At 71.0% G+C, this 24074-nt stretch carries 20 protein-coding genes; 10 read left to right on the forward strand and 10 right to left on the reverse strand.

The window, feature by feature from the left end; all coding sequences use genetic code 11:
• Positions 1 to 2 precede the first annotated feature (2 nt).
• On the reverse strand, positions 3 to 407 hold the full coding sequence (locus tag OV208_RS19870; protein WP_267575412.1) for a hypothetical protein: 405 nt from the start codon (positions 405 to 407) through the stop codon (positions 3 to 5).
• A 117-nt stretch (positions 408 to 524) separates the two neighbouring features.
• Positions 525 to 1796 carry an endonuclease/exonuclease/phosphatase family protein gene (locus OV208_RS19875; protein WP_120544506.1) on the reverse strand — a complete coding sequence of 424 codons (1272 nt, stop codon included), beginning with the start codon at positions 1794 to 1796 and terminating at the stop codon, positions 525 to 527.
• 309 nt (positions 1797 to 2105) lie between these two features.
• Between OV208_RS19875 and OV208_RS19880 the strand changes: the two genes are divergently transcribed.
• Both OV208_RS19880 and OV208_RS19885 read left to right on the forward strand, forming a co-directional pair.
• Positions 2106 to 3218: an XdhC family protein gene (locus OV208_RS19880; RefSeq protein ID WP_267575413.1), complete on the forward strand. Its 1113-nt coding sequence runs from the start codon at positions 2106 to 2108 to the stop codon at positions 3216 to 3218.
• A 72-nt stretch (positions 3219 to 3290) separates the two neighbouring features.
• A complete protein-coding gene (locus OV208_RS19885; RefSeq protein WP_267575414.1) occupies positions 3291 to 3857 on the forward strand; it encodes a nucleotidyltransferase family protein in 567 nt (188 codons plus the stop codon).
• A 2-nt stretch (positions 3858 to 3859) separates the two neighbouring features.
• Here OV208_RS19885 and rpiA read toward each other — a convergent pair whose 3' ends face one another.
• The 6 genes from rpiA to OV208_RS19915 form a co-directional block, all read right to left on the reverse strand.
• Positions 3860 to 4567: a ribose-5-phosphate isomerase RpiA gene (gene rpiA / locus OV208_RS19890; RefSeq protein WP_267575416.1), complete on the reverse strand. Its 708-nt coding sequence runs from the start codon at positions 4565 to 4567 to the stop codon at positions 3860 to 3862.
• 25 nt (positions 4568 to 4592) lie between these two features.
• Positions 4593 to 5789 carry an AI-2E family transporter gene (locus OV208_RS19895; RefSeq protein WP_267575418.1) on the reverse strand — a complete coding sequence of 399 codons (1197 nt, stop codon included), beginning with the start codon at positions 5787 to 5789 and terminating at the stop codon, positions 4593 to 4595.
• Between the two features lie 135 nt (positions 5790 to 5924).
• A complete protein-coding gene (locus OV208_RS19900; protein WP_267575420.1) occupies positions 5925 to 7067 on the reverse strand; it encodes a TPM domain-containing protein in 1143 nt (380 codons plus the stop codon).
• A gap of 27 nt (positions 7068 to 7094) precedes the next feature.
• On the reverse strand, positions 7095 to 8222 hold the full coding sequence (locus OV208_RS19905; protein ID WP_267575422.1) for a TPM domain-containing protein: 1128 nt from the start codon (positions 8220 to 8222) through the stop codon (positions 7095 to 7097).
• The gene (locus OV208_RS19910; RefSeq protein ID WP_267575424.1) at positions 8216 to 8845 is read right to left on the reverse strand and encodes a hypothetical protein; all 630 of its coding nucleotides are present in this window, start codon (positions 8843 to 8845) and stop codon (positions 8216 to 8218) included. Before OV208_RS19910 ends, OV208_RS19905 begins: the two co-directional genes overlap by 7 nt.
• Positions 8842 to 9315 (reverse strand): TPM domain-containing protein, encoded by a 474-nt coding sequence (locus OV208_RS19915; RefSeq protein WP_267575425.1) that lies wholly within the window; start codon positions 9313 to 9315, stop codon positions 8842 to 8844. The genes OV208_RS19910 and OV208_RS19915 overlap by 4 nt, the downstream gene beginning before the upstream one ends.
• A gap of 94 nt (positions 9316 to 9409) precedes the next feature.
• Here OV208_RS19915 and OV208_RS19920 point away from each other — a divergent pair, with 94 nt between their 5' ends.
• The 7 genes from OV208_RS19920 (at position 9410) to OV208_RS19950 (ending at position 18533) form a co-directional block, all read left to right on the forward strand.
• Positions 9410 to 9763: a VOC family protein gene (locus tag OV208_RS19920; protein ID WP_267575426.1), complete on the forward strand. Its 354-nt coding sequence runs from the start codon at positions 9410 to 9412 to the stop codon at positions 9761 to 9763.
• A 120-nt stretch (positions 9764 to 9883) separates the two neighbouring features.
• A complete protein-coding gene (locus OV208_RS19925; protein ID WP_267575427.1) occupies positions 9884 to 11230 on the forward strand; it encodes a hypothetical protein in 1347 nt (448 codons plus the stop codon).
• Positions 11231 to 11293: 63 nt separating this feature from the next.
• Entirely contained in the window at positions 11294 to 12235 is a 942-nt protein-coding gene (locus OV208_RS19930; protein ID WP_120532857.1) for a vWA domain-containing protein, read from the forward strand.
• The gene (locus OV208_RS19935; protein WP_267575428.1) at positions 12235 to 13224 is read left to right on the forward strand and encodes a VWA domain-containing protein; all 990 of its coding nucleotides are present in this window, start codon (positions 12235 to 12237) and stop codon (positions 13222 to 13224) included. The genes OV208_RS19930 and OV208_RS19935 overlap by 1 nt, the downstream gene beginning before the upstream one ends.
• A 20-nt stretch (positions 13225 to 13244) precedes the next feature.
• A complete protein-coding gene (locus OV208_RS19940; RefSeq protein WP_267575429.1) occupies positions 13245 to 15962 on the forward strand; it encodes a heavy metal translocating P-type ATPase in 2718 nt (905 codons plus the stop codon).
• A gap of 132 nt (positions 15963 to 16094) precedes the next feature.
• Complete coding sequence (locus OV208_RS19945; RefSeq protein WP_267575430.1) at positions 16095 to 16970, forward strand: N-acyl homoserine lactonase family protein; 876 nt, start codon at positions 16095 to 16097, stop codon at positions 16968 to 16970.
• A gap of 150 nt (positions 16971 to 17120) precedes the next feature.
• On the forward strand, positions 17121 to 18533 hold the full coding sequence (locus tag OV208_RS19950; protein WP_267575431.1) for an L-serine ammonia-lyase: 1413 nt from the start codon (positions 17121 to 17123) through the stop codon (positions 18531 to 18533).
• A gap of 41 nt (positions 18534 to 18574) precedes the next feature.
• On the opposite strand, the gene OV208_RS19955 is transcribed toward OV208_RS19950, so the two are convergent.
• Positions 18575 to 21400 (reverse strand): protein kinase domain-containing protein, encoded by a 2826-nt coding sequence (locus tag OV208_RS19955; RefSeq protein WP_420715032.1) that lies wholly within the window; start codon positions 21398 to 21400, stop codon positions 18575 to 18577.
• Between the two features lie 171 nt (positions 21401 to 21571).
• On the opposite strand from OV208_RS19955, the gene OV208_RS19960 reads away from it, so the two are divergent.
• Positions 21572 to 22594, forward strand: coding sequence for a hypothetical protein (locus tag OV208_RS19960; protein ID WP_267575433.1), 1023 nt, complete (start codon positions 21572 to 21574; stop codon positions 22592 to 22594).
• A 45-nt stretch (positions 22595 to 22639) separates the two neighbouring features.
• Here the strand turns inward: OV208_RS19960 and OV208_RS19965 are convergent, their stop codons facing one another.
• Positions 22640 to 24067, reverse strand: a complete 1428-nt coding sequence (locus OV208_RS19965) for an efflux transporter outer membrane subunit (RefSeq protein ID WP_267575434.1) — start codon at positions 24065 to 24067, stop codon at positions 22640 to 22642.
• Positions 24068 to 24074: the final 7 nt, after the last annotated feature.

A 24074-nucleotide genomic window follows, 5' to 3' on the forward strand; every position in this document is an offset into this window, starting at 1 on the left:
CTTCAGTCCAGCGGTGAAGGTGTCCCCGCCTCGCGCTCCAGCACATCGGCGGCGCGGGCGTCGCGGGGCAGACCGAAGCGGGCTCGGGAACACGCGAGCAACTGGCCCGCGTAGACGCTGTCCTCCAGCGCTTCCGCGTAGCGGCCGTGGGCCTCGAACAGGCGGGCCCGCTCATCCACCAGACGGGCGAGGATGCGCGCCTGCTCAGGGTGGGTGAAGAGGCCGACGACGGAGCGGGCATCGAAGCGGGCGAGCGTGTCGAGCTCCATGCCCAACGACGCCGTGCACGCCTCGCGGATGTGCCCCAGGCACTCATCCCAGGAGGCCCGCGTCCGGAGGATGGCCGGCACCGAGCGGCCAAGCTCCCGGACGGCGTTGAGCAGGAAGGCGTGTCGAAGGACGGGCATCCGGCTTCCCACTACAGCCCAGCCGGACGGAATCATCCAGACGCCTCCGCCCGGCCCCTCCGTGGACGGGTGGGTCCGCCCCCGGGTGCGCGGCCCTTCGCCGCGAAAGCCGGGACGTCAGCTCGAACGGGACGGCGGCTTTCCGGGCGGCACCCCGTTGAAGCGGTAGTGCGCCACCACCGGCTGGTGGTCGGAGGACTCGGTGGAGCGGTCCACCTCGAAGAGCACGGGGGTGAGGCTGCGCGTCGCGTAGAAGTTGTCGAAGCGCTTGCCCGTCGCGTGCACCACGCCATGGCTGTCCGGCAGCGAGGTGAGCGTGGCGCAGTCCGCGACATCCTGGAGGCGCAGCCACGCGGGGCTGCCCTTCGGGACCTGGCCCGCGCCCAGCTCCGCGCGCGCGAGCTGGGGCGTCGTCAGGGACTGGTCCGCCAGCCGCACCCGCACCGTCGTCGCGTGGCACACCGTCTCCGGCAGCTCCTCTTCCAGTACGTGCAGCTCATGGCGCAGGCGCGGGTCGGCGATGTTGCCCACGCCCCGGTCTCCCACCGTCACATGGTGGAGGTCGCCGTAGCGCAGCCGGTACTCCTCGATGGTGTCCGTGTCGTTGTCCTGCTGCGGATGCAGGTGCGCCATCAGCCAGGAGCCGCCGCGCTTGATGGCGGTGTTGGCGTTGAAGTCGCCCAGCACCACGGCGGGAACGCCTTCGCGCTGGCGCAGCAGCGAGTTGAGCTGGTGCAGGTTGCGCGCGTTGATGCCCGAGTCCCCCAGCGCGTGGTGCAGGTTGTAGAGGTAGAGCGGGCGGCCCTCCACCTCCAGCTTCACCCACAGCACGCCCCGGTCCTCCACCAGCTCTCCGGCCTGGCCCTGACGGGTGATGGCCTCCTGGCGTTCGGCGTCGGTGAGGACGTAGGTGAAGTGCGCGGCGTCCACGATGGGGTGACGGCTCAGATACGCCTTGCCGTTCACCAGCCGCCCACCGTTGTCGCCGTCACTGCCCTGGTACACAAGGTGGAAGCCGAAGCGGGACGCGAGCAGCACCGACATGGGCACGCCCGCCTCCTGCAGGCCGATGACGTCCGGCATGCGGTCCTGGGACTCCAGTTGCGTGAAGTACTCCAGCAGCGCCTCCTGGCGCTCGCCGCCCATGAGGATGTTGTAGCTCATCACCGTGAGGCCGGGCCCCCGGGGCGCGCGCGGCGACGGGTGGTGCACGATGAGGGTGCGGCCGTCGCCCAGCCGTCGCTCGCTGGCGGGCAGCGGCACGGTGTGGAAGTCCGGCAGCGTGATGCTGGGGTCACGTCTCGGCAAGACGTCCTCCCGTCCGCCCGGCTTGCGGCCGAGCAGGTGCCCCACCGCCGGCAGGTGCTCCAACAGTTCGGGCATCTTCATGCCTGCCTCCCCATCCCCAGGAGCTGAAGACGGGGCCGCGCCACACCCCCGGGCGCGAGGGTGTCCTGATGTCGGGTGTCCTGCCGTGGCACTGATGATTCCACCAAGCCTCCATACACGTGTCCTCCACTCAAGTTCGTGGCGCGGGGTCGTGTCCGCCAGCGTCATTCAGTGAGCAGGGGCTCGGCTGGATGTCTGCCCTGCGTGCACGGGGAGAAGCTGGAGAGGGCTCGAGCGTCGGACGGCGCACACGCGGCGGGCGAGGATTCGGCACGGGTGCCGGGCATGGGTGTTTAGATGGGCGCCGCGATGAGGGAACTCGACGACATCCTGCGCGTGCGTGGACGCGCCTCCGGTCCGGTGGTCCTGGCGACGGTGGTGGCGGTGTCCGGTTCGTCGTACCGGCGCCCCGGCGCGCGCATGTTGATGGGCGAGGACGGCTGGCTGGCCGGAGGGGTGAGCGGTGGGTGCCTGGAAGGGGACCTGGTGCGCAAGGCCTTCTTCTGGACGTCGGGCGGGCCGCGCGTGCTGCGCTACGACACCACCGGGGACACCGACGAGGACGAGGGCGGGCTGTCGTTCGCGCTCGGGTGCAACGGCGTGGTGGACATCCTGCTGGAGCGCTGGGAGCCCGGCCCCGAGGATGCGCTCACCTTCGCGGCGGAGGCGCGCAAGCAGTCCCTGCGCGCGGTCGTGGCCACCGTGTTCCGGGGGCCGGCGGAGGCCGTGGGTTCACGGCTGATGCTGCGCGAGGACGGCCTGCAGGCGGGGAATCTCTCCGGCGCGCTGCGCGAGGCGGTGCGGGAGGCCGCGACCGAAGCCCTGGCGCGAGGCGTGCCGTGGAGCGGCGCGTGCGGCGGCGCGGACGTGCTGGTGGAGGTGGTGGAGCCGGCGCCGTCGGTGGTGGTGTTCGGCAGCGGCTTCGACGTGGCGCCCGTGGTGTCGCGGTCGCAGGGGTTGGGCTGGCACCTCACGGTGGTGGCGGACCGGCCGGTGGAGATGCTGCGCCGGAGGTTCCCGCTGGCCCAGGCGGTCATCGCTGCGAAGTCCACCGAGGTGCTGGAGAAGGTGCCGCTGTCCTCGCGCAGCCTGGTGCTGGTGATGACGCACAGCCTGCCGCAGGACCGGGAGCTGCTGTCCAGGCTGGTGCCGCGGCCGGTGCGCTACCTGGGCGTGCTGGGGCCCCGAGCCCGGACCGAGCGCATCCTGCGGGAGCTGTCGCAGGCCCCCACCGCCGCGCAACTGGAGAAGCTGCACGCGCCCATGGGATTGGACCTGGGCGCGGAGGGGGCGGATGAGATTGCCCTGTCCATCCTCGCGGAGGTACAGACGGTGCTCGCGGGTCGGGACGGAGGACGCCTGCGTGAGCGACAGGCGCCCATCCACGCGGATGCCGCCGCGCCGGAGCGCAGGTCGGCGTGACGGCATCACCGTGGTGCGGACGTTGAACGAAAGGCACGCCCTCGCCTGGGTGCAATCGCATCGGAGGCGGACATGACCGTGGCCGTGGTGCTGCTCGCCGCCGGGGGTTCTTCCCGCCTGGGCCAGCCCAAGCAGTTGCTCCGCCATGAGGGCACCTCGCTGGTGCGGCGCGCCGCGGAGGCGGCCCTGTGCGCGGGCCCGGTGGTCGTCGTGCTCGGCGCGCGGCGCGAGGACATCGCGGCGGAGCTTCAAGGCCTGGCCGTGCGGTGCGTGGACAACCCGGACTGGGCGCTGGGCCAGGGCTCGTCCCTGCATGTCGGCCTGCGTGCCCTGCCGCCGGACGTGGACGGCGCGCTGGTGATGCTGTGCGACCAGCTCCGCGTGGATGCTTCCCACCTGCGCGAACTCGTCGCCACGTTCGAGCGCACGCACGCGCCCATCGTCGCCTCCGCCTACGCGGGCACCCGGGGCGTCCCCGCCCTCTTCTCGCGCAGCCTCTTTCCCGAACTGGAAGCGCTTCCTGCCTCGGACGGCGCACGCAGGCTCATCGCCCGCGACCCGTCGCGCGTGGTGGAGGTCGCGCTTCCCGGCGGGGAGGAGGACGTGGACACCGCGCACGACCTCTCCCGCCTCACCTGACGTCACGCACCCCGGACCCGGTGGGTGATGCCATCCGGACCGGCCACCAGCAGGTCGGTGGTCAGGTTCAGGAACAGGCCGTGCGCCATCACCCCGGCGCGGGACTCCAGCCGCGCGGCCAGCCCCGCCACGTCGTTGATGGGACCGAAATCACAGTCCAGCACCACGTTGCCCTGATCCGTCTGGAACGGCTTGCCGTCCAGCGCCAGCCGCACCGTCACGCGCGCGCCCAGCGACTCCAGGAACAGCGACTGCGAGCGCCACCCGAAGACCAGCACCTCCACTGGCACCGGCCACTTCGTGCCCAGCCTCGGTGACAGCTTGGCCGCGTCCACCACGATGATCTCCCGCCGGCTGGCCTGGGCCACCACCTTCTCGCGCAGCAGCGCCCCGCCGCCGCCCTTGATGAGGGACAGGTCCGGCGCCGCTTCGTCCGCGCCGTCGATGGTGAGGTCCACCACCGGGTGCACCTCCAGGGTCGTGAGGGGCACGCCCAGCGACGCGGCCAGCGCTTCGGTCGCGCGCGAGGTCGGCACGCCCACCACGTCCTTCAGCGTCCCGGCCGCCAGCAGCGCGCCCAGCCGCCGCACCGCGAACGCGGCCGTGCTGCCCGTGCCCAGGCCCACCACCATGCCGGACTGGATGAAGTCCACCGCGCGCTCCGCCGCCGCGCGCTTGAAGGACGACGAAACGCTCTCATCGGAAGTCATGACGGGCCCGGTTCAGGGGGACGGCTCAGTGCGGCGCCCCAGGATGCCCGGAGTCGGCCGGAGGCGCACGCCGCGAGTCATCCCGGCCCCGGGGGGAAAGCGGACCGGCCAACAGTGCCTCGTCCGCGTTCCCGGGCACGGCCGGCACCCGGGCCGCCGCCGCGAGCCGGCGCTCCCGCGTCCACGTCTTGCGGCGCTCCCGCTGCACCTCGGTCAGCAGCACCTGCCCCGCCGCCGCCGCCGGCACCGCGAGGATGACCCCCAGCAACCCCGCCACGGAGCCGCCCACCAGGGCCACCAGCGAGATGAGCAGCGGGTTCATCTTGATGGCGCGACGCTGCACCAGCGGACTGAGCAGGTGGGCTTCGATCTGCTGGTAGACCAGGAACAGGGCCAACGCGATGAGCGCTCGGCGCGACCCCACCGACGCCAGCGTGGTGACGCTCACCAGCAGCGCGGTGATGAAGCTGCCGATGAACGGGATGAGCCCCAGCACCATCGCCACCAGCCCGAGCGGCAGGAAGTACGGCACCCCCAGCGCCAGCGACATCAGCGCCGTGAAGGCACCGCCCACGCTCACGATGAGCAGCGTGCCCACGAGGTAGTTACCCACCGCCTCGCGCATCCGGCCCACCACCCGGCGCACCCGGCCGCGCTGACGGGGGCGCACCCAGCCCAGGATGCTCGCGTAGAGATCGTGTCCGAACAGCAGCCCGAACACGGCCAGCGCCAGCACCGTGACGCCCGCGCCCATCAACTCCACCGTGGAGGACAGCACGGTGATGAGCGGCCGGGCCAGCACCCCGGGCTCCATGTTGAACGCGTCCTGCGGGCGCGACAGCACCCCGAAGTGTTCATCCAGCTTCTGCACCCACGGCGCCTGCGTCAGCTCCGCGAAGAAGCCCGGCGCCGCGTGCACCAGGTTCTCCAACTGCTCCACCAGCATCGGAACCAGGGTCAGGATGAGCAGGCCGGTGACGCCCAGCAGCGTCAACGCGATGAGCGCCACGCCCAGCCCCCGGCGCACGCCCCACGACTGCATCCGGCGCACGACGGGCTCCGCCGCGAGCCCCAGCAGCAGCGCCACCGCCAGCAGCGTCAGCACCGGCCCCAGGCGTTGCATCGCCGTGCCCAGGAGCACCAGCAGCACCACCTGGGCGCCCACCGACCACACCGTCCGGGGTGGCACGTAGACGGGCAGCCCTTTGCGCGAAGCCTTCATGCTCCCAAGGTAGGGAGTGCCCATCCAGCGGGCGATGGCGCCCCGAAGGAGGCAGCCTTCCTGTCGGGTGCAGGACGTTGCCTTCGGAGACCGCTTCACTGGAAGCAGGCAGGCAACCAGGCGCGACGGTCCGAACTACCAGGACGAGCTGGCGCCACCGCCCCCCGAGGAGCCCCCGCCCCCACTCCAGGACGAGGACGAGGACGAGGACGAGGAGCTGCTGGAAGAAGAAGACGACGACGAGGACGACGAGGACGAAGACGACCAGGAACTGGACCCCGAACTCCCACCGGACCCGGCCCGATCCCAGAAGCCTTCCTTGCCCGTCGCCACGAGGAAGGCCCATTGCAGGAAGTGCGTGACGGAGAGGATGACTCCGAAGGAGGGAACGCACATGAACAACGTCACCACGAACCAGAGCCCGTGGCCGTGGGCGTAGTCAGGCTCGGGAGTCGCCACCTGAAAGAGCGCGGCCATCAACGGCGCGCCCAGGATGCCCAGGCCCAGGGGCCCATGTTCCGAGTAGAAGTGCCACCCGAAGCAGGTGCCCATCACCATCACGACATACACGGCGAGGACATGGGCCACGGGCAGTTCAAAAAAACTCGCGCTCAAACCAAGGCCCACCAGGGGAATCCCCACCGCCAGTGCCGCCACTCGCAGGACGCGCCCGTTTCGAAGGCCCTGACTCCTGCACCAGTCCAGCGCCCCGCCCACCCCGAAGGACATCGCGATCATGGCGAAGAGCACCCCGCTCGCGGCCAGGGTCCTGGCCTTCTTGGAGAAGGTGGGCGAGGACACGAGGGTGGTCGCGAACACTCCCGCCTCCGACTCCGCGCGCACGCCCGCGATGATGGACGTGAGCACCTCCGCGAGCTTCCCCTCGCGCATCCGTGGCCCCTGGGCATCCAGCAGCACCTGGACCTCGCCGTCCGTGAGGTACGCCTCCAGCCCGTAGCCCACCTCCAGACGCATGCGCCGGTCGTCCTTCGCGACGATGAGCAGCAGGCCCCGGTCCTGGCCCGCCATCCCGCCCCTCCAGGCGCTGAAGACCTGGCTCGCGGTGTCCTCGATGGGCTGGCCGTTCGTGGTGCCCACCAGCAGCACCGCCATCTGGACCTGGCGCTCGTCACGCAAGTGCACCAGGGCGCTCGAAATGGACTCCCGCTCCTGGGCGCTCAGCATCCCTTCCGGATCCGTCACCGGATGCTCGATGGAGGGCATGGCGCCCACGATCAACGTGGGCAGGAGCAACGACAACAGAACGGCCTTCACCATGAGAGGGACCTCGGAGGAACAGGCGCACTACCAGGAATCACTGCCACCGCCGCCACCGGAGGAGCCGCCACCACCGCTCCAGTCCGACGAGGAGGAACTGGAGTCACTGCTGGAATACGACGAGGAGGAGTCGTAGCTCGACGATGAGTAGCTGGAACTCCAGTCCGTGGAGGAGGACGACGAGGACGAGGTGGCCCAGGACGACGAAGAGGAATCCCCACTGCCTGCCGCGCTGATGCCCTTCACCACGGCCAGGATGAGAGCGAGGGCCTGGATCGCGGCGATGGACAGGAAGAGCGTCCACGCCAGCAGGCTCCCCAGTCTGGCGGTGGGCGAGGGCGGCCACATCACGCACGCCAGTGCCCCCAGGAGGATGCCCGCGAGCAGGACGCCTCCCAGCCATCCCGACCACTTCCGGGCCACGAACCAGCCCCCGAGGAACACGGCCAGCAGCGCGACATACACGACGAGGATTTCCAGGAGGGTCATCTGGGAGTCCCAGGCGACCGAAACGAGCACCACCGGGGGGATCAGCACCAGCATCGCCGCCACGACCGGCATGGCCATGCCCCGGAGGGCTGAAAGCCTGCATTGGATCAGCAGCCCCGCTGCCACGAAGGCGAACACGACCAGGGTGAGGAAGAAACCGCTCACGGCCCAGTACGGCCAGTTCGTCCCGGGCGGATGCAGCCCGAACGACCCCGGCGCCTGCTCGCTCACCCCCGCGATGATGGCCAGCAGCGCGGCATCGAACCGCCCCTCACGCAAGAGCGGGCCCTGCGCGTGCAGCAGCGACTGGGCCTCACCGTCCGTCAGCTCCGCCTCCAGTCCGTAGCCCACCTCCAGGCGCGAGCGCCGGTCGCCCTTCGCGATGACGAGCAGCACGCCGTTGTCCCGCCCCTTCTCCCCTCCCTTCCAGGTGCGGAAGACCTCTTCGGAGAAGTCCTCGATGGGCTGACCGTTCGTGGAGTCCACGAGCAGCACCGCCATCTGGACCTGTTGTTCCGTACGCAGTTTCACCAACGCCTGCGCCACGGTCTCCGTCTCACGGGCGCTCAGACTTTCCGTCTGATCCGTCACCGGGCGCGTGAGGGTGGGAACAGCGCCCAGGAACAACGTCGGAAGCAGCAATGACAGCAGGACGGCCTTCACCATGTGGAGACCTCCGAGGACAGCGGAAGGACGGGGGGCAGGCCGGTCAGCCGCACCACCCAGGCGGTGGGAAAGGAGGTCGCGGAGGCGTTGTAGTCCGCGGCCCGTTCGTCATAGCGGCGCTGTTCAATCGCCACGCGGTTGTCCGCGCCGGACAGCTCCGCGTCGCGTGACAGGCCGGGCGTGAGCGTGTCCTTGCGGGCATGCAGCAATTCGCGGCGCTCCACCACGTTGCGCACCTGCGCCCGCTGCCGCGCCACGTCCGACAGCGTGGCCGTCAGCCCGTTGCGCACGAAGAGCCCCGACACGGCCAGCAGCCCGACGACAGCCACGCCCACCCACGCGGCCCGGCGCAACTGGACGCGCCGCAGCCGGGCCAGCCGCTCCTTCGCCTGCGCCTCGCGCGCCTGTTCCTCGCGGCGTCGCGACAGGGCCTCCAGCGCCTGGTCCACGTAGCGGGCGGGGATGTCCAGCTCCTCGCCAATCTTGCGCACGTCGTCCGGGGTGAGCGTGTCCGGCGCCGCGTCCTTCTGCATCAGCCGCGTGGCGGTGGCGATGAGCTCGTTGACGTCGTCATAGGCGACGTCCTTCGGCGGCCCCCCGCCGGTGCGGGTCGTCGTGCTCATGACTGGCTCACGGCGTCCGGCAGCTCGTTGCCCGCGACATCGTCCCCGGGTGCCGCCTGGCGCAGCTGCGCGCCAATGCGCTCCACCGCCGTCACCAGGGCGGGCAGGGACGCGCCCTCGCGGAAGCCTTGCGCCACCGCGTCCACCACCTCCTGCCAGAAGCCCGGCAGCGCGGCGCCGTGGATGCCCCGGCCCGCGTAGACGGCGGCCTGTCGGTCCTCCACCGCCACGTACAGCAGCACCCCGGTGTCCTTCGCGGTGCGTCGCATGCCCAGACCTTCAAAGAGGTGCGCGGCCCGGGACAAGGGATGAAGGCCCCTGCTGGTGCGCTCCACGTGGACGCGCACCTCCCCCCGGTGGCCCGCCTCCGCGCGGCGGATGGCCTCCACCAGCGCTGCTTGCTCTGCGTCCCCCAGGATCCGCTTCCGACGACGAAACCACGGCCAGCCCATGCCGGGACGATATGCCATCCCCCCACACACCGGGTACGGGGGGCAAACCGCGCATGGCATCCCTCCAGCGCCCCGGGCAGACTGCCGCGCCCATATGGACAAGCCCCACACGATGCGGTCGTTCGTGAAGTTGCTGGTGACGGACGCCCCGGCCTCCGTGCGCTTCTATGAAGGTCTCGGCTTCGAACGCATCGCGTCGGAGCCCCCCATCCTCCGCCTCCAGTGGGGCGGCGAGTCGGACGTCTACCTCATCAATCCGCCCGCGAGCCTGAAGCTGGAGGGCAGGAAGGGCATGGGCGTGCTCGTGGGCTTCCGCGCGGGCGAGGCCGGCGTGGACGCGGTGGCCGCGAAGGCGACCGCGCTGGGCGCCCCGGTGGAGGGGCCGCAGGTGCAGCCCTGGTACACGCGGGAGATCATCGTCACGGACCCGGACGGATACCGGCTCAACTTCATCGAACCGGCCTGAGCCGGGGGCGCCGTTTTCGCTCCACGCCCGCTCCACTTAAGGGGCGTGGCACGAACGATGGAACCCACGCCGTTGCGCTGACCCGGGGACGCCGGCCCGCCCCTTGATTGCCATGGCCGCTTGCGCCAGCCTGTCGCGGCCTCCGTGAGCCCTCCCCGCTACTTCGTTCCCCACGCCGCGAGCCCCGTCGAGCCCGTGCCGTGCGATGCCGCCGAGGTCGTCCACGTCATGGACGCGTTCCGCCTGGAGCCCGCGTACCTGGGCGAGGCGGAGTGGTTCGTCTGCACCGACGTCGTGGGCCAGCTCCAGCTCATCCCCGGCAGCGACCGCGCGCGGCTGCCCGCGTCCGTGCAGGCGCAGCTCGCGCACCATGAGGTCGCCGCGGGACGCCCCCCGCGCCGGCTGGCCGCGACGGAGCTGTTCTTCTTCTCCACCGAGTTGGTGGAACACCCCGCGGACGCGGAGGGCTTCAACGACCCCGTCTACCTCTACGGCACGCTGACAGGCCCCTGGCCCGGCGATGCCGTGACGCGCGTGCCCGGGCAGCTCACCGTGAGCCGGGGCGACGTGCTCGCGGGCTTCGCGCACGGCGCCCCGGATGCCTTCCGCTACGTGAAGGACGCGGAGCGCCGCGACACCCCCAGCGCATTCCACGCGCTCCTGCCGGGTGACCGCGCGGAGCAGCTGGCCCAGGGCAAGGGGCTCGTCCTCACCTACCCCGCGGTGCCCGCGGAGCTCCAGACGCACAACGTCGCCAACGGCTCGCAGGTCGCGAGCGTGCTGCATGCCGTATTGGCCCAGTTGCAGGAGGACGCGAGGACGAACAAGGGCCCCCAGGCCATCGCCGCGTTGGACCTGCCCGTCGCCAGCCGCGCCATGGCCGTCGCGGAGCTGGAGGTGAAGGGCTACGAGGTGAAGGGCGACATCGCCATCCCGCGTCCCACGAAGGGCGGGCTGGTGGGCAAGCTCTCCGGCTGGCTCCAGAACGAAGAGGTGCGGGTCCCCCGCGAAGCGCCGCTGTCGGAGTTCCTGGAGCTGTCGCGCCACGTCCTCACGCTCTTGCCCGGCTGGCCCACGGAGACGGAGCGCACGCTGCGCGCCCACGTGCTCGCGGGCACGCTGTCACCGGGCGCCGCGACACCGCGCATGCCACCTCGCGCGCCCTTCCAGCCCGCATCCATTCCGCCGCGCCTGCCCACCCCGCCCGCGCGCTCCAGTGACTGGATGAACGACTTCCTGGACGCGCATGCCCGCACGGGCGCCGCGAAGCCGCGCCTCACGCGCATGCAGCCGGCACCCGCGCCGCGCCCCGCGCCCGCGAAGCCGTCGTCGTCACCCGCCGCGTGGCAGGCGGACTTCGCCGCGAACCCGCCCGCCCGTCCGGCGGACAAGCAGCCCCCGAAGCAGCAGAAGTCGCCCGCTCCGCCCGGCAAGAAGCCGGACTGGATGAACGACTTCGAGGATTGACCGCGCCCGTTGCGACGCTCGCACGCGGAGCGCTAGCGTTTTCACCCTCCAGAAAGGCAGACCATGGGACACGAGAAGCCGATCGAGCCGTTTTCGGACCTCCACCGCGAAGGCGACCGCGTGCGCGCGGTGCTGCTGCACGACCCCACGGTGGAAGGCCTGGACATGGCCATCTACATGGACGCGTCCGGCAGCATGCGCGAGGAGTACAAGTACGAGACGAAGCCGCGCACGTTCCTGGAGTGGATCCGCGGCGCGCCCCTGAAGGACGCCGCCAACCAGGTGGAGCCCCAGGTGCGGTGGATGCTGGAGTACCTGGCCACCAAGGACCGCAACGGCCTCTTGCGCGTGGCCTACTGGGCCAGCGGCACCAACGGTCGTCAGGTGGAGGTCGTCGGTGAGCTCAAGGGCACCGACGTCAATCAGTACAAGTTCCCGGGCGCCAAGCAGCTGGGCGGCTTCACGTACCTGGAGCCCGCGCTGCGCGACTACGTGAAGTACCTGGAGGAGCAGGTGAAGGTGGGCGCCAAGCGCGGCTGCGCCATCATCGTCACCGACGGGCGCCTCCACGACGCGGAAGCGGTGGAGAAGTTCTCCGCGGAGGTGGCCAAGAAGATCGCCACCGGCAAGCTGCCCCGCATCAACTTCGTGCTGGTGGGCGTGGGCGACGACATCGACGAGGAGCAGTTGGAGCACATCGCCCACGAGGAATATCCGGGCGTCGGGCACCTGTGGTGTCACCGCATCGCCAAGGAGATCACCCAGGTCGCGGAGCTGGTCGCCGTGCTGGTGGACGAGACCATGACGGTCGCGGCCGGCGGCACCATCTACGACGACAAGGGCAAGGTGCTGAAGACGTACGAAGGCCGCCTGCCCGCGGTGCTGGAGTTCGACGTGCCCGAGGGCGCCAAGAGCTTCACGCTGGAGGTCCACGGCCAGCGCTACACCCAGCCGCTGCCCGACGAAGAGCACCACGACGAGGACGAAGACGAGGACCACCACTGATGGCCGGCCACGAAGTCATCAACCGCCCCTTCTCCGACGTCCACCGGATGGGCAACAAGGTCGTCGCCACGCTCCTGCACGACCCGACGGTGGAGGGCCTGGACGTGGCCCTCTACATGGACGGCTCCGCCAGCATGGAGAACGCGTACGGGCCGCGCGGCATCCTCGCGAAGCTCGCCCCGGTGAAGAACCAGGTCGAGCCGCAGATGCAGTGGATGCTGGAGTACCTGGCCAACAAGGACCGGGACGGCAAGGTGCGCGTGACGTACTGGGCCGCGGGCGACGGCACCCAGTTGGAGGTGGTGGGCGACCTCACCGGCCCCCAGGCCAAGGGCTACCGCTTCCCTGGCCCGCGCTCCTACGGCAAGGCCACGGTGATGCTGCCGGTGCTCCGCGACTTCGTGGCGCACATCAAGCAGCAGGTGTCGGAGGGCGCCAAGCGCGGCCTCGCGGTCATCATCACCGACTCGCAGATCAACGACGCCCATGACGTGACGGCCTACGCCACCCAGGTGGCCAAGGAGATCGCCTCCGGACGGCTGCCCCGCATCAACTTCGTGTTCATGGGCGTGGGCGACAAGGTGGACGAGGAGCAGATGGAGGAGATCTCCCACACCACCTATCCGGGCGTGGGCCACCTCTGGTGCCACCGCATCGCGGACCGGATGGAGGAGATGGCGGAGCTGGTCGCCGTGCTGGTGGACGAGACCATGACCGTCGCCGCCGGCGGCACCGTCTACGACGCGCAGGGCAAGGTGCTGAAGACGTACGAAGGCCGCCTGCCCGCGGTGCTGGAGTTCGAAGTGCCTCCGGACTGCAAGAGCTTCACGCTGGAGGTCGCGGGTCAGCGCTTCGATCAGCCCATCCCCGAGGACCACGGGGACGAAGAGCACCACGACGAGGACGAGGACGAGGATCACAAGGAGGCTCCGGCAGCACCGCCGGCCGCCGCCGCTCCCTCGCATTCACGCCGCGGTCACCGCCACTAGGGCGCGTCAGGAACACAGCCATGTCGGAGCAGAAGAAGAGCGGGTCGCGGTTTGGTTCGTTGAACATCAAGGGCCTCAAGGAGGCGCAGGGCAGCGGCAACGCCGTGCAGCTCCACGTCCACGGCCCGGGGTGCGACCACGACCACGGCTCCGGCCATGATCACGCCGGCCATGACCACGCAGGTCATGACCACGGGCACGCGCATGCGCACGGCGAGGCCCACGTGCATGGCCCTTCCTGCTCCCATGGCCACGACCATGAGGGGCATGACCACCACGGACATGCCCACTCCCAGCGCGTCATCCGTCCGCCGGCCCACCGTCCGGCGGAAGGGGGCGGCACCGCGCTCCAGTTGGACCTGGAGGGCACGCTGCCGGGAGAGACGGATGAGCAGGGCCGCTTCGCCCGGCTGGAGGCGGCGCTGGAATCGCAGCGGGGCATCACCGACGTGCACCTGCGCCGCGACGCGGGCTACGCGGAGGTGTGCATCCACTACCAGCCGTCGCTGATGAGCGCCTCGCAGTTGGTGACGCTGGCCCAGAAGACGGGCGGCCAGGTGGCGGCGCGCTACCTGCACCACACCTGGTTCGTGCGTGGGATGGACTCCGCGGACGCGGCCCAGGTCATCGAACATGCCATCGCGAAGATGAAGGGCGTGCTCACCGCCAGCGTCGCGTACGCGAGCGAGCGCGTGGTCATCGAGTACGACAAGGAGGAGCTGAAGCTGTCGGACGTGGAGGCCCGGGTGAAGGCGCTCGGGTACGGGCTGGAAGTGCCCATGGCGGGCCATGCCTGTTCGCACCACGCGCACGGCGGCGGGCTGGCGCCGCTCCTGGAGCTGCCACTGGTGGTCGCCTCGGGCGTGCTGCTGGCGGCGGGCTTCGTGGTGGAGCACTTCGCGCTGGCCCCGCCGCTGGTGGCCACGGTGCTCTGGGCGCTGTCGATGGCGAGCGGCGGCTTCTTCGCCATCAAGGGCTCGGTGCAGTCCATCGCGCAGCTTCGCATCGACATCGAGACGATGATGGTCGTGGCGGCGCTGGGCGCGGCGGTGCTCGGTGCGTGGTTCGAGGGCGCGTTCCTGCTCTTCCTCTTCAGCGCGGGCCACGCGCTGGAGCACCGGGCCATGGAGAAGGCGCGTCGCTCCATCGAAGCGCTGGGCCAGTTGCGGCCGGAAGTGGCGCGCGTGCGCCGGGGCTCGGACGTGGTGGAGGTGCCGGTGGCGGACGTGTCGCGCGGCGAGCGCATCATCGTGCGCCCTGGTGACCGCGTCCCCCTGGACGGCATCATCCGCGAGGGCAAGAGCTCGCTCGACCAGGCCGCCATCACCGGCGAATCCATGCCGGTGGCGCGCAAGCCGGGGGATGAAGTGTTCTCCGGCACCATCAACTGCGAGGCGGCGCTGGAGGTGGAGGTGACGCGCCTGTCGTCGGAGTCGGTGCTGGCGCGCGTGGTGGACATGGTGGCGCAGGCGGAGGCGCAGAAGGGCAGCCGGCAGCGCTTCGCCCAGCGCCTGGAGCGCACCGTGGCGCCGCTGGTGATGGCGGCGGCGGTGGTGTTCCCGGTGGTGCTGGTGCTGACGGGCACGGAGCTGAAGGAGGCGGTGCTGCGCGCGGTGGGATTGCTTGTCGCCGCGTCGCCGTGCGCGCTCGCCATCTCCACGCCGTCCGCCGTGCTGTCGGCGGTGGCGTCCGCGGCGCGAGGCGGCGTGCTCATCAAGGGCGGCATCTACCTGGAGCTGCTGAGCGGCATCCGCGCCATCGCCTTCGACAAGACGGGCACGCTCACCGTGGGCAAGCCCCGGCTGCTCACCACGTGGCCCGCGCCGGGCGTGACGCGCGAGGAGCTGCTCGGCACCGCCGCGAGCGTGGAGGCGCTGTCCGCGCACCCGCTGGCCAAGGCGGTGGTGGACGGCGCGGCCGAGGCACGCGTCACCGTGCCGGTGGGCCGTGACCTGGAGGCCATCCACGGCCAGGGCATCCGCGCGAAGGTGGGCGACGACGCTGTGGAGGTGGGCAGCCTCGCGCTTTTCGCGGGCGAGAAGGTTCCCACGGATGTCTCCACGGAGGTGGCGCGGCTGGAGGAGGCGGGCCAGACGACGATGGTGGTGCGCCGTGCGGGCGTCTACCTGGGCGTGCTGGGCGTGGCGGACACGCTGCGCGGCGGCGCTCGGCAGGTGGTGCAGGAGCTCAAGGCGGGCGGCATCCAGCGCACCGTGATGCTGTCGGGCGACAACGCGCGCGTCGCGCAGTCCATCGCCACGCAGGTGGGCCTGGACGAGGCGAAGGCACCGCTGATGCCGGCCGACAAGGTCGCGGCGGTGAAGGAGATGGGCCGCACCCACGCGGTGGCCATGGTGGGCGACGGCGTCAACGACGCGCCCGCGTTGGCGGCGGCGGCGGTCGGCGTGGCCATGGGCGGCGCCGGCTCCGACGCGGCGCTGGAGACCGCGGACGTGGTGCTGATGAGCGACGACCTGGCGAAGCTGCCCTTCGCGCTGGAGCTGTCGCGCAAGGCCACGGCCGTGATGAAGCAGAACCTGGTCATCGCGCTGGGCGTGAGCGCGGTGCTCGTCGTCGCCGCCGTGCTGGGCCTGACGAAGATCAGCCAGGCCGTGGTGCTCCACGAGGGCAGCACGCTGCTCGTCGTCTTCAACGGCCTGCGCCTGCTGGCGTTCCGGCCGAAGACGCAGTCCTCGCCGCCCCAGCCCGCCACGGGGCCGCAGCCCGCCGCCGGGTAGGGCAGGGCCGCGTTCGAGGGCCCCGGACGAATCTCGGGATTGGACACCACCGTGAGGCGTTGGCGGCGCGCTTTTCGGCGCGCGCCGTCGCGTCGCGCTGGTCCCCCTCGCGTTCTTTCCTGGAGCGACACCATGAAGGCCCTCCGCCTGTTGTCCGCCTGCCTCACGCTCACCGCCTGCGCCACGTCCAACAAGACGTCCACCGTCGATGCGCCGGGGGCCGCGGCGCCGTCCTCCGTGAAGCTCTACGCCATCGACTGTGGCCACGTGCAGGCCACCGACTTCGGCTCCATGGCGGACGATGGTTCGATGAGCGGCGTCGGAGGCGAGGGCATCAATCCTTGCTATCTGATCCGCCATCCGAAGGGCGATCTGCTCTGGGACACCGGCTTCTCCGAGTCCATCGCGGACATGCCGGGCGGCCTGCGACCCCAGGGCGCGCCCATGCGCTTCGAGGTCCCGAAGAAGCTCACCACCCAGCTCGGTGAGCTCGGGCTGGTACCAGCCGACATCGACTACCTGTCGTTCTCCCACATGCATTTCGACCACGCGGGCAACGCCAACCTGTTCGCCAGCGCGAAGTGGATCGTGGACGCGGACGAATACGCGGCGGCGTTCTCCGAGACCGCCCGCCGTCGCGGCGAAATTCCCCACTACAGCGCCCTGGAACACGTGAAGCCCATGCTCATCGAAGGCGACGGCGCCCATGACGTGTTCGGCGACGGCACCGTGACCATCCATCAGGCCCCCGGACATACGCCCGGCCACACCGTGCTGCTGCTGAAGACGGCGAAGTCCGGCGCCGTGCTGCTGACCGGCGACCTGTGGCCGCTGCGCGAGTCGCGCGAGCGGAAGCTGGTGCCCATCTACAACAGCGACCGCGAACAGACGATCGCCTCGATGATCCGCGTGGAGGCGCTGGCGAAGGACTCCAACGCCCGCGTCATCCGCCAGCACGTGCTTGAAGACTTCGCCGCGCTGCCGGCGTTTCCTGCGCCGCTGGAGTAGCCAGGGAGACGGAGGGTTGGTCAGCCTGCGTCATGCTTGGGATGACAACTTCCCCAGCGAGCGGGCTGACCTGAAGTGGATGCATGCAGCGCGTCGCGACGGGGTGTCGCTGGGGCGGCGCGCGGCGGGCATGGCATGGTGGCGGCCGCCATGCCTGTCAGCGTCTTCGACCTCTTCAAGATTGGTATCGGTCCCTCCAGTTCGCACACGGTGGGGCCCATGCGCGCGGCCCGCACGTTCGTGGTGGGGCTTTCGGACGCGGGGCTCCTGGAGCGCGTGACGCGGCTCAAGGTGGAGCTGTTCGGTTCGCTGGGCGCGACGGGCAAGGGCCACGGCAGCGACAAGGCCGTGCTGCTGGGCCTGCGCGGCGACACACCCGAGGGCGTGGACGTGGAGCTGGTGCCGTCGCTCGTGGCGCACTGGCGCGCGGAGGGCCGCGTGTCGCTGCTCCAGCGGCTGGTGGTGCCCTTCCGCGACGGCGAGCACCTGGTGATGCACAAGCGCAAGGTGCTGCCCTACCACCCCAACGGCATGCGCTTCACCGCGTTCGGCGACGGCGGGGAGGTGCTCGTCTCCCGCCTCTACTACTCGGTGGGCGGCGGCTTCGTGGTGGACGAACAGGCGGCGGCGGGACAGGACCCGCTGCGAGAGGAGGCCACCCCGCTTCCTTTGCCCTTCAAGTCCGCGGAGGAATTGCTCAAGCACTGCGAGCGCGAGCGTCAGCCCATCAGCACGGTGATGCTGCGCAACGAGCTGGTGTGGCGGAGCGAGGAGGACATCCGCGCGCGGCTCCTGCGCATCTGGGACGTGATGCAGGCGTGCGTGACGCGCGGGTGCACGACGGGCGGCATCCTCCCCGGCGGCCTGAAGGTGGAGCGGCGCGCGGCGGCGATGTACCAGCGGCTGATGAGCCGTCCGGAGGCGGGGCTCACCAACCCGCTGACGGTGCTGGACTGGGTGAACCTGTACGCGCTCGCGGTGAACGAGGAGAACGCGGCGGGCGGTCGCGTCGTCACCGCGCCCACCAACGGCGCGGCGGGCATCATCCCCGCGGTGCTGCACTACTACTGGCGCTTCGTGCCCGGGGCGAACGCGGACGGCGTGGTGCGATTCCTGCTCACGGCCGGCGCCATTGGCGCGCTCTACAAGGAGAACGCCTCCATCAGTGGCGCGGAGGTGGGCTGCCAGGGCGAGGTGGGCAGCGCGTGTTCCATGGCGGCGGGCGCGCTCACGGAGGTGCTGGGCGGCACGCCGCTCCAGGTGGAGAACGCGGCGGAGATCGCCATGGAGCACAACCTGGGCCTCACCTGCGACCCCATTGGCGGACTGGTGCAGGTGCCGTGCATCGAGCGCAACGCGATGGCGTCCGTGAAGGCCATCAACGCCATGCGCATGGCCATGTCCGGGGACGGGCGGCACTTCGTCAGCCTGGACAAGGTCATCAGGACGATGCGCGACACCGGCCGCGACATGAAGGACAAGTACAAGGAGACCTCGCGCGGAGGCCTCGCGGTGAACGTCCTGGAGGTCGCGAACCTCAGCGTCGGCCTGCCGGAGTGCTGAAGTTCCGGGGCCCGATGTTCGAACCCCGGAGCCCTGGAGCCCTACCGTCTGCGCTTGCCACCACGCACCGCTGACGCCGGCACGGCCTTCGCCTTCTTCTCGGGCCGGGCCTGGAGCCAGGCCTCCACGTCCTTCGCCTGCACCGCGCGGCCTGAAGACGTGAAGCGAGCCTGCGCCTGCGTCGCCGCGTCGCGGGCAGCCGCCTCCTCGCCTTCCTTCCACAGCGCCTGCGCCAGCGCATAGCCGGACTCGGCCAGCGAGTCCTCCTGCGCGTCCTTGAACGTCAGCGCCTGCTGGAGCGGCGCGATGGCGTCGCGCGTGCGGCCCATCGCCAGCAGCGCCTGCCCCACGCCATCCAGCGAGTACTGGAGCAGCTCATCGTCCGCCTCCAGCTTCGCCCGCTTCACCGCCAGCGACTCCTCGTAGTCCTTCAGCGCCTCCGGGTAGCGCTTGAGCGCGAGCAGGCTCATGCCCTCTTCATCCAGCGCCTCCGCCAGCTTCACGCTCTGGGGCCCCAGCAGCGTGCGGTGGATGGAGACCGAAACGCGCGCGTGCTCCAGCGCCTGGGCGAAGTCCTTCTGCTCGCGCAGCGCCATGGACAGCGCCTGGTGTCGGCGCGCGGTGTCCAGATGCACGGGCCCCATCGCCTTCTCCGTCTGCTGGAGCGCGTCCGACAGCACCTTCACCGCCTCCGCGGACGCACCCGTCTCCAGCAACGTGCGCCCCAGCGTGAACGTCACCCGCGCCCGCTTGGGATGCCCTTCCGGCAGCGCCGTCGCGAGCAGCCCTGACGCCTTCTCCAATAGGGCCCGCGCCTCCTCCGGATGGTCCTGCATCAGCGCGAGGTTGGCCTCGTTCACCTTCAGGTCGCTCTCCAGCACCGCGTCCCCGCCCACGCGCTTGAGCGTCGCGTCCCCCAGCCGACCCCAGCGCTGCGCGAGCTCGTATTTCTCCCGCTCCCCATCCACGTAGATGAGCTTGTTCATCACGGACACCGCCAGCCGGTCCGCCCGTCCCACCTCCGCGTCGTAGACGGCCTGCTCCAGCGCCGCGCCGCCCGCGTCCTTGTCGCCCAGCACCGCCTGCGCCCAGCCCAGGTGGAAGCGCAGCTCCGCCACCAGCGGCAGGTAGCCCGTGGCCACCACGCGCGCCTCCGCCTTCTTCGCCAGCTCCAGCGCCTTGGGCATGCGGCTGGTGTCGATGCGCGCCTTCACCTCCGCCAGCTGATCCTCCAGCGCGTCCAGCTCCGCGCGCTTCATCGGATCCGCCGGCCGGGGCTGCACCTCCGTCAGCGCCTCCACGTCCGCGCAGTCGGAAGGCGAAGGCAGCGCGTAGACCGCGTCCAGCGACTTGTCCACGAGCGCCGCGTCCGCCGTCTGCAACGTGCCCACGAGCGCGCCCAGGTCCTTGCGCCGCCGCTCCAGACACACGAAGCGCTGGGACAGGAGTTCCTCCGTCTGCACCTCGCGCACCCGCGTGTCCTCGCACGCCGTGGTGTGCTGCGCCGCCCACTGCGCGCCGTAGCCGTCCAGCACCGCGCCCACCCGGCGCGCCATGTCCTGCGCCACCGGGCTCTTCGTCGCCAGGAAGGCCTGCGTCACCTTCTCGCGGGCCTCCGCGCTCCAGCGCTCCGCCACCAGCCCCTCCGCGCCAGCGCACGCCCGCGAGCGCGACCACACCGCTCCGCTCGCGACGCCCAGCACCACCGTGGCCGCCACCGCGGCGCCCACCCGCCGGTTGCGCAGGGCCCGCTTCTCCCGCTGGGCCAGCGCCTCCAGCAGCGACGCCATGGAGCGGAAGCGGTCGCGGGGCTCCAGCGACAGGCCCTTCATCAACGCGCGACGCACCCACGTGGGCACCTTCGTGTCGCGCGGCGGCTCCTGGATGGGCGACGGCGGCAGCACCTGCGCAACCACCGCCTCCGTCACCCCGGGCTCGTCGGCGCCGGCCTCTCGCGGCCTCAACTGCGAGGCCACCCGGGACAGCTCGTCCGGGTCGAACGGACGGATGCCGTACAGCGCGCGGTACAGCGCCGCGCAGAAGCTGAACTGGTCGGAGCGCGAGTCCAACAGCTCGCCCCGGAACTGCTCCGGCGACATATAGGCGGGCGTGCCCATCACCAGCCCCGCCTGCGTGAGCTGCGAGTTCAGCAGGGCCCCGTCATCCCCCGCCACCGGCCGCGTCCGCTCACCGTCGTCCTCGTCGTCGTCCACCTCGCCCATGGGCCGCGCGAGCCCGAAGTCGGTGACGTAGACGCGCCCGTCCTTGCCCACCAGCACGTTGGCCGGCTTGAAGTCGCGGTGCACCAGCCCCGCCACGTGCGCGGCCTCCAGGCCCCGGCCCGCCGCCAGGTACTTGTCCAGCAGCTCCTGCCACGTCCGGGGCTTCGCCTTCGTCCAGTCGCGCAGCGTGCCGCCGTCCACCAGCGCCATCGCCACGTAGACCTGGTGGTCCCACTGCCCCACCTCGAAGACGGGGATGACGTTGGGGTGGGAGATGCGCGCCATCGCCTGCGCTTCCCGCAACAGCCGCGCCCGCCCCTGCTCCAGGTCCTCGTGGCCGCCCTTCACCCGCAGCAGCTTCAGCGCCACCTTGCGGTCCAGGTCCGGGTCATAGGCGGCGTACACCACCCCCATCCCGCCCTGCCCCAGCACCTTCAGCGGAAGGAACCGGCCCACCTGCCGCGACGCCAGCCGCTGCGACTCCCCGCCCGCCCCGCGTGAGGGACCGGACGCTTCCGGCCCCGGTCGCCCCGTTCCACTGGCCGGGCCACCCCGCCCCGTACCGTAGGATTCCCGCGACGCTGAAACGTGCGGTGCGGAGGCGGGCGCGGAAGCCCCATCGTCCCTGTCATGCCGGTTCGCCATGGGTCCAGTGTACCCCTCAGTCCAGGATTCCATGGTTGTCCGCCCGGCGGACGGCCCGGTTGCGTCTGAAACCGCGCGTTCTCGTCAGATCCTGGAATTCCGACGCAACCTCTGGAGTCCTCCCGGGATAATGCGGGCAGGACACTGACGCGACACGACAGGAGAGCTCCCATGGCCGGGCGATTCAACATCGGCGCCAAAATCGACTCCGTGATGGAGCGTGTGCGTCAGGCACAAGCACAGGCGGAGGCCCATGCGGCGCAGATGGCCGCCGCGGCCCAGTCCGTGAAGCAGCCCCTCTCCGACGCGCCGAACGCCAAGCCGCTCAACGCCAACGAGGGCCGCTACCTGGACTCCTTCCAGGAGGAGCGCGCCAAGAAGAAGGGGTTGCCGGAGCTGGCGGCCCCGCAGGCGCCGGGAGCGACGACGCCCAGCGCGCTGCCCGCCAACGAGGCGAAGGAGGCCCAGCAGGAGAAGGGCTGGAAGACCAGCGAGCCCACCGTCGTGCAGACCAGCAAGAAGGGCTGCGCGGAGGCCACCCTCACCTTCCTGGAGCAGTCGGATGGCGAGAACGAGGCCGAGCTGAGCCAGGAGCAGGCGCGCGAGAAGGTGCGCAACCGCGCGGACACGCTCGCGGTCTCCCCCACCGGCGTGAGGGACCTGGGCGTGGACGTGAACCTGGATGACGGCGCGACCCCGGACGAGATGGGCGCCATCCTGGGCGGCATGGGCATCGAGGTCACCAGCGGCTCCAGCGAATGCGACCCGAAGGCGCTGAGCGGCGCGCTCAAGAAGGGCGAATACGCGCTGGCGCTGGTGGACTCCAACGCCCTGCTCAACACGACCCTGGAGCCGGGACAGCAGAGCCAGGAGCCGGGCGAGCTGCACTGGATCACCATCGACGCGGTGGACCCGGGCAAGACGAACAGCAAGGACGACGACCTCTACCGCGTGCGCGACCCCGCCAATGGCGCGTACTGGGTGAAGGCGTCGGACATGAAGAAGATCGTCTCCGAGGCCCAGGAGAAGCACGGCAGCGGCGGCATCATGACGGTGCAGAAGGAGAAGGGCCGCGCCACCAAGGCGCCCGACGAACTCGCGGCGCTCGCCCGGCGCAACCTGGAGCGCACCGCCCCGCTCGGCGACGGCAACGGTGGCGCCAGCCGGCGCGCCAGCGTCGCCGAGTCCAGCTAGCGCTCCCCCTGCCCTCCGGTGTTTCACCGGAGGGCCCCCGCGCCATCAATCGTCGGACTTCGGCTGGGCCGGGACGGCGAAGCTGCCCCCCAGCGCGAGGTGGAGGTTGATGCGCTGGATGAGCTGCTCGCTGCGCACCCTCAAGAGCAGGATGCGCGCTGAATCCGCCAGCAGGGTCTGCTGGAGCACCGTGCGCAGGTCGACCTTGCCGACGCGGTAGTCGACGCTCAGCAGCTCGAGCGAACGCGCCTGGCCGGCGACCACCTTCTCCAGCAGCTCACGACGTTCGCCGAGCACCCTCGCGCTCGTCAGTGCGTCCTCCACCTCGTTCGTGGCGCGCAGGGCCGCGGCCGCGTACGCGCCCAGCGCCTCTTCCTGCTCCGCCGTCCGCACCCGCACCTGCGCCGCGAGGGCGCCACCGTGGAAGAGGGGCGCCAGGAGCCCCGCCGCGACGCCTCCCGTCGGATTGGTGAGCGTGTCCTTCAACACCACCACGTCACTGTCGACGTAGCCCACGGCGCCGGTGAGGCGCAGCGCGGGGAGCCGCGCGGCCTTGGCCTCCTCCACCCGGTTGAACGCGGCGGCCACGCGGCGCTCCGCGGCGATGAGGTCCGGCCTCCGCTCGAGCACCGAGGCGGGAATCCCCGCGGGCACCGGGCCGGGAAGCTCCACCAGGGAAGCCCTTGGTGCGAGGGCCCCCGAGGGATAGCGCCCGGCGAGGAGCTCCACCGCGCGCACCGCCTGCACCCGGGCCAACTCGGTCTGCTTCAGGATGTCGCGGTACGAGTCCAGGTTCGCCTGCGCCAGCGACAGCTCGTTCTCACTGGCAGCGCCCACCTGCACCCGCGTGGTCGTGAGCCGGACGAGCTCCTCGCCCATCTGGATCCGCTCCACGGCGATGCATTGCAGCAGGTGGGCCTCCGTGGCCAGGAGCCAGCCCTTGGCCAGGGTCGCCGCGAGCGACTGCCGGGCGAACTCGAACTCGGCCTCGGCCGCGGCCACCGACTCGCTGGCCGCGTTGCGGCGGTAGCGGATCTTCCCCCACAGGTCGACCTCCCACCCGGCGGAGAAGTCGATGCCCCGCAGCACACCTTCAAACCCCTGGCCAATCCCGAACGACTCCCTCCCTTCGATGTCGAGGGAGGGAAACAATCCCGCGCGCGCGACGCCCAGCTGCGCCGCCGCCTGATCCACCCGCGCCGCGGCGGAGCGCAGGTCCGGGCTGTGGCGCATGGCCTCGGAGACCAGCGCCTGGAGCTCCGCGTCCTGGAACGTCGCCAACCACCCGTCCTGGATGCCGCCACCCGGCGCGCCCGGGGACGCCCACGCGGGAGCGAGCGACGTGTGCACGAGCGCCTGTTGGACGACCTCCTGCCCACGCGGAGGCGCGCGCGTGGGGCACCCCGAGCCGCCCCAGCCCACCAGGAGCACCGCCCCGACCCGGAGCCCCACCCGCCCTCGGTGCTCGAACATGCGCCGC

Origin of the sequence: Corallococcus sp. bb12-1 (genome assembly GCF_026626765.1) — a bacterium.
GTDB lineage: Bacteria > Myxococcota > Myxococcia > Myxococcales > Myxococcaceae > Corallococcus > Corallococcus terminator.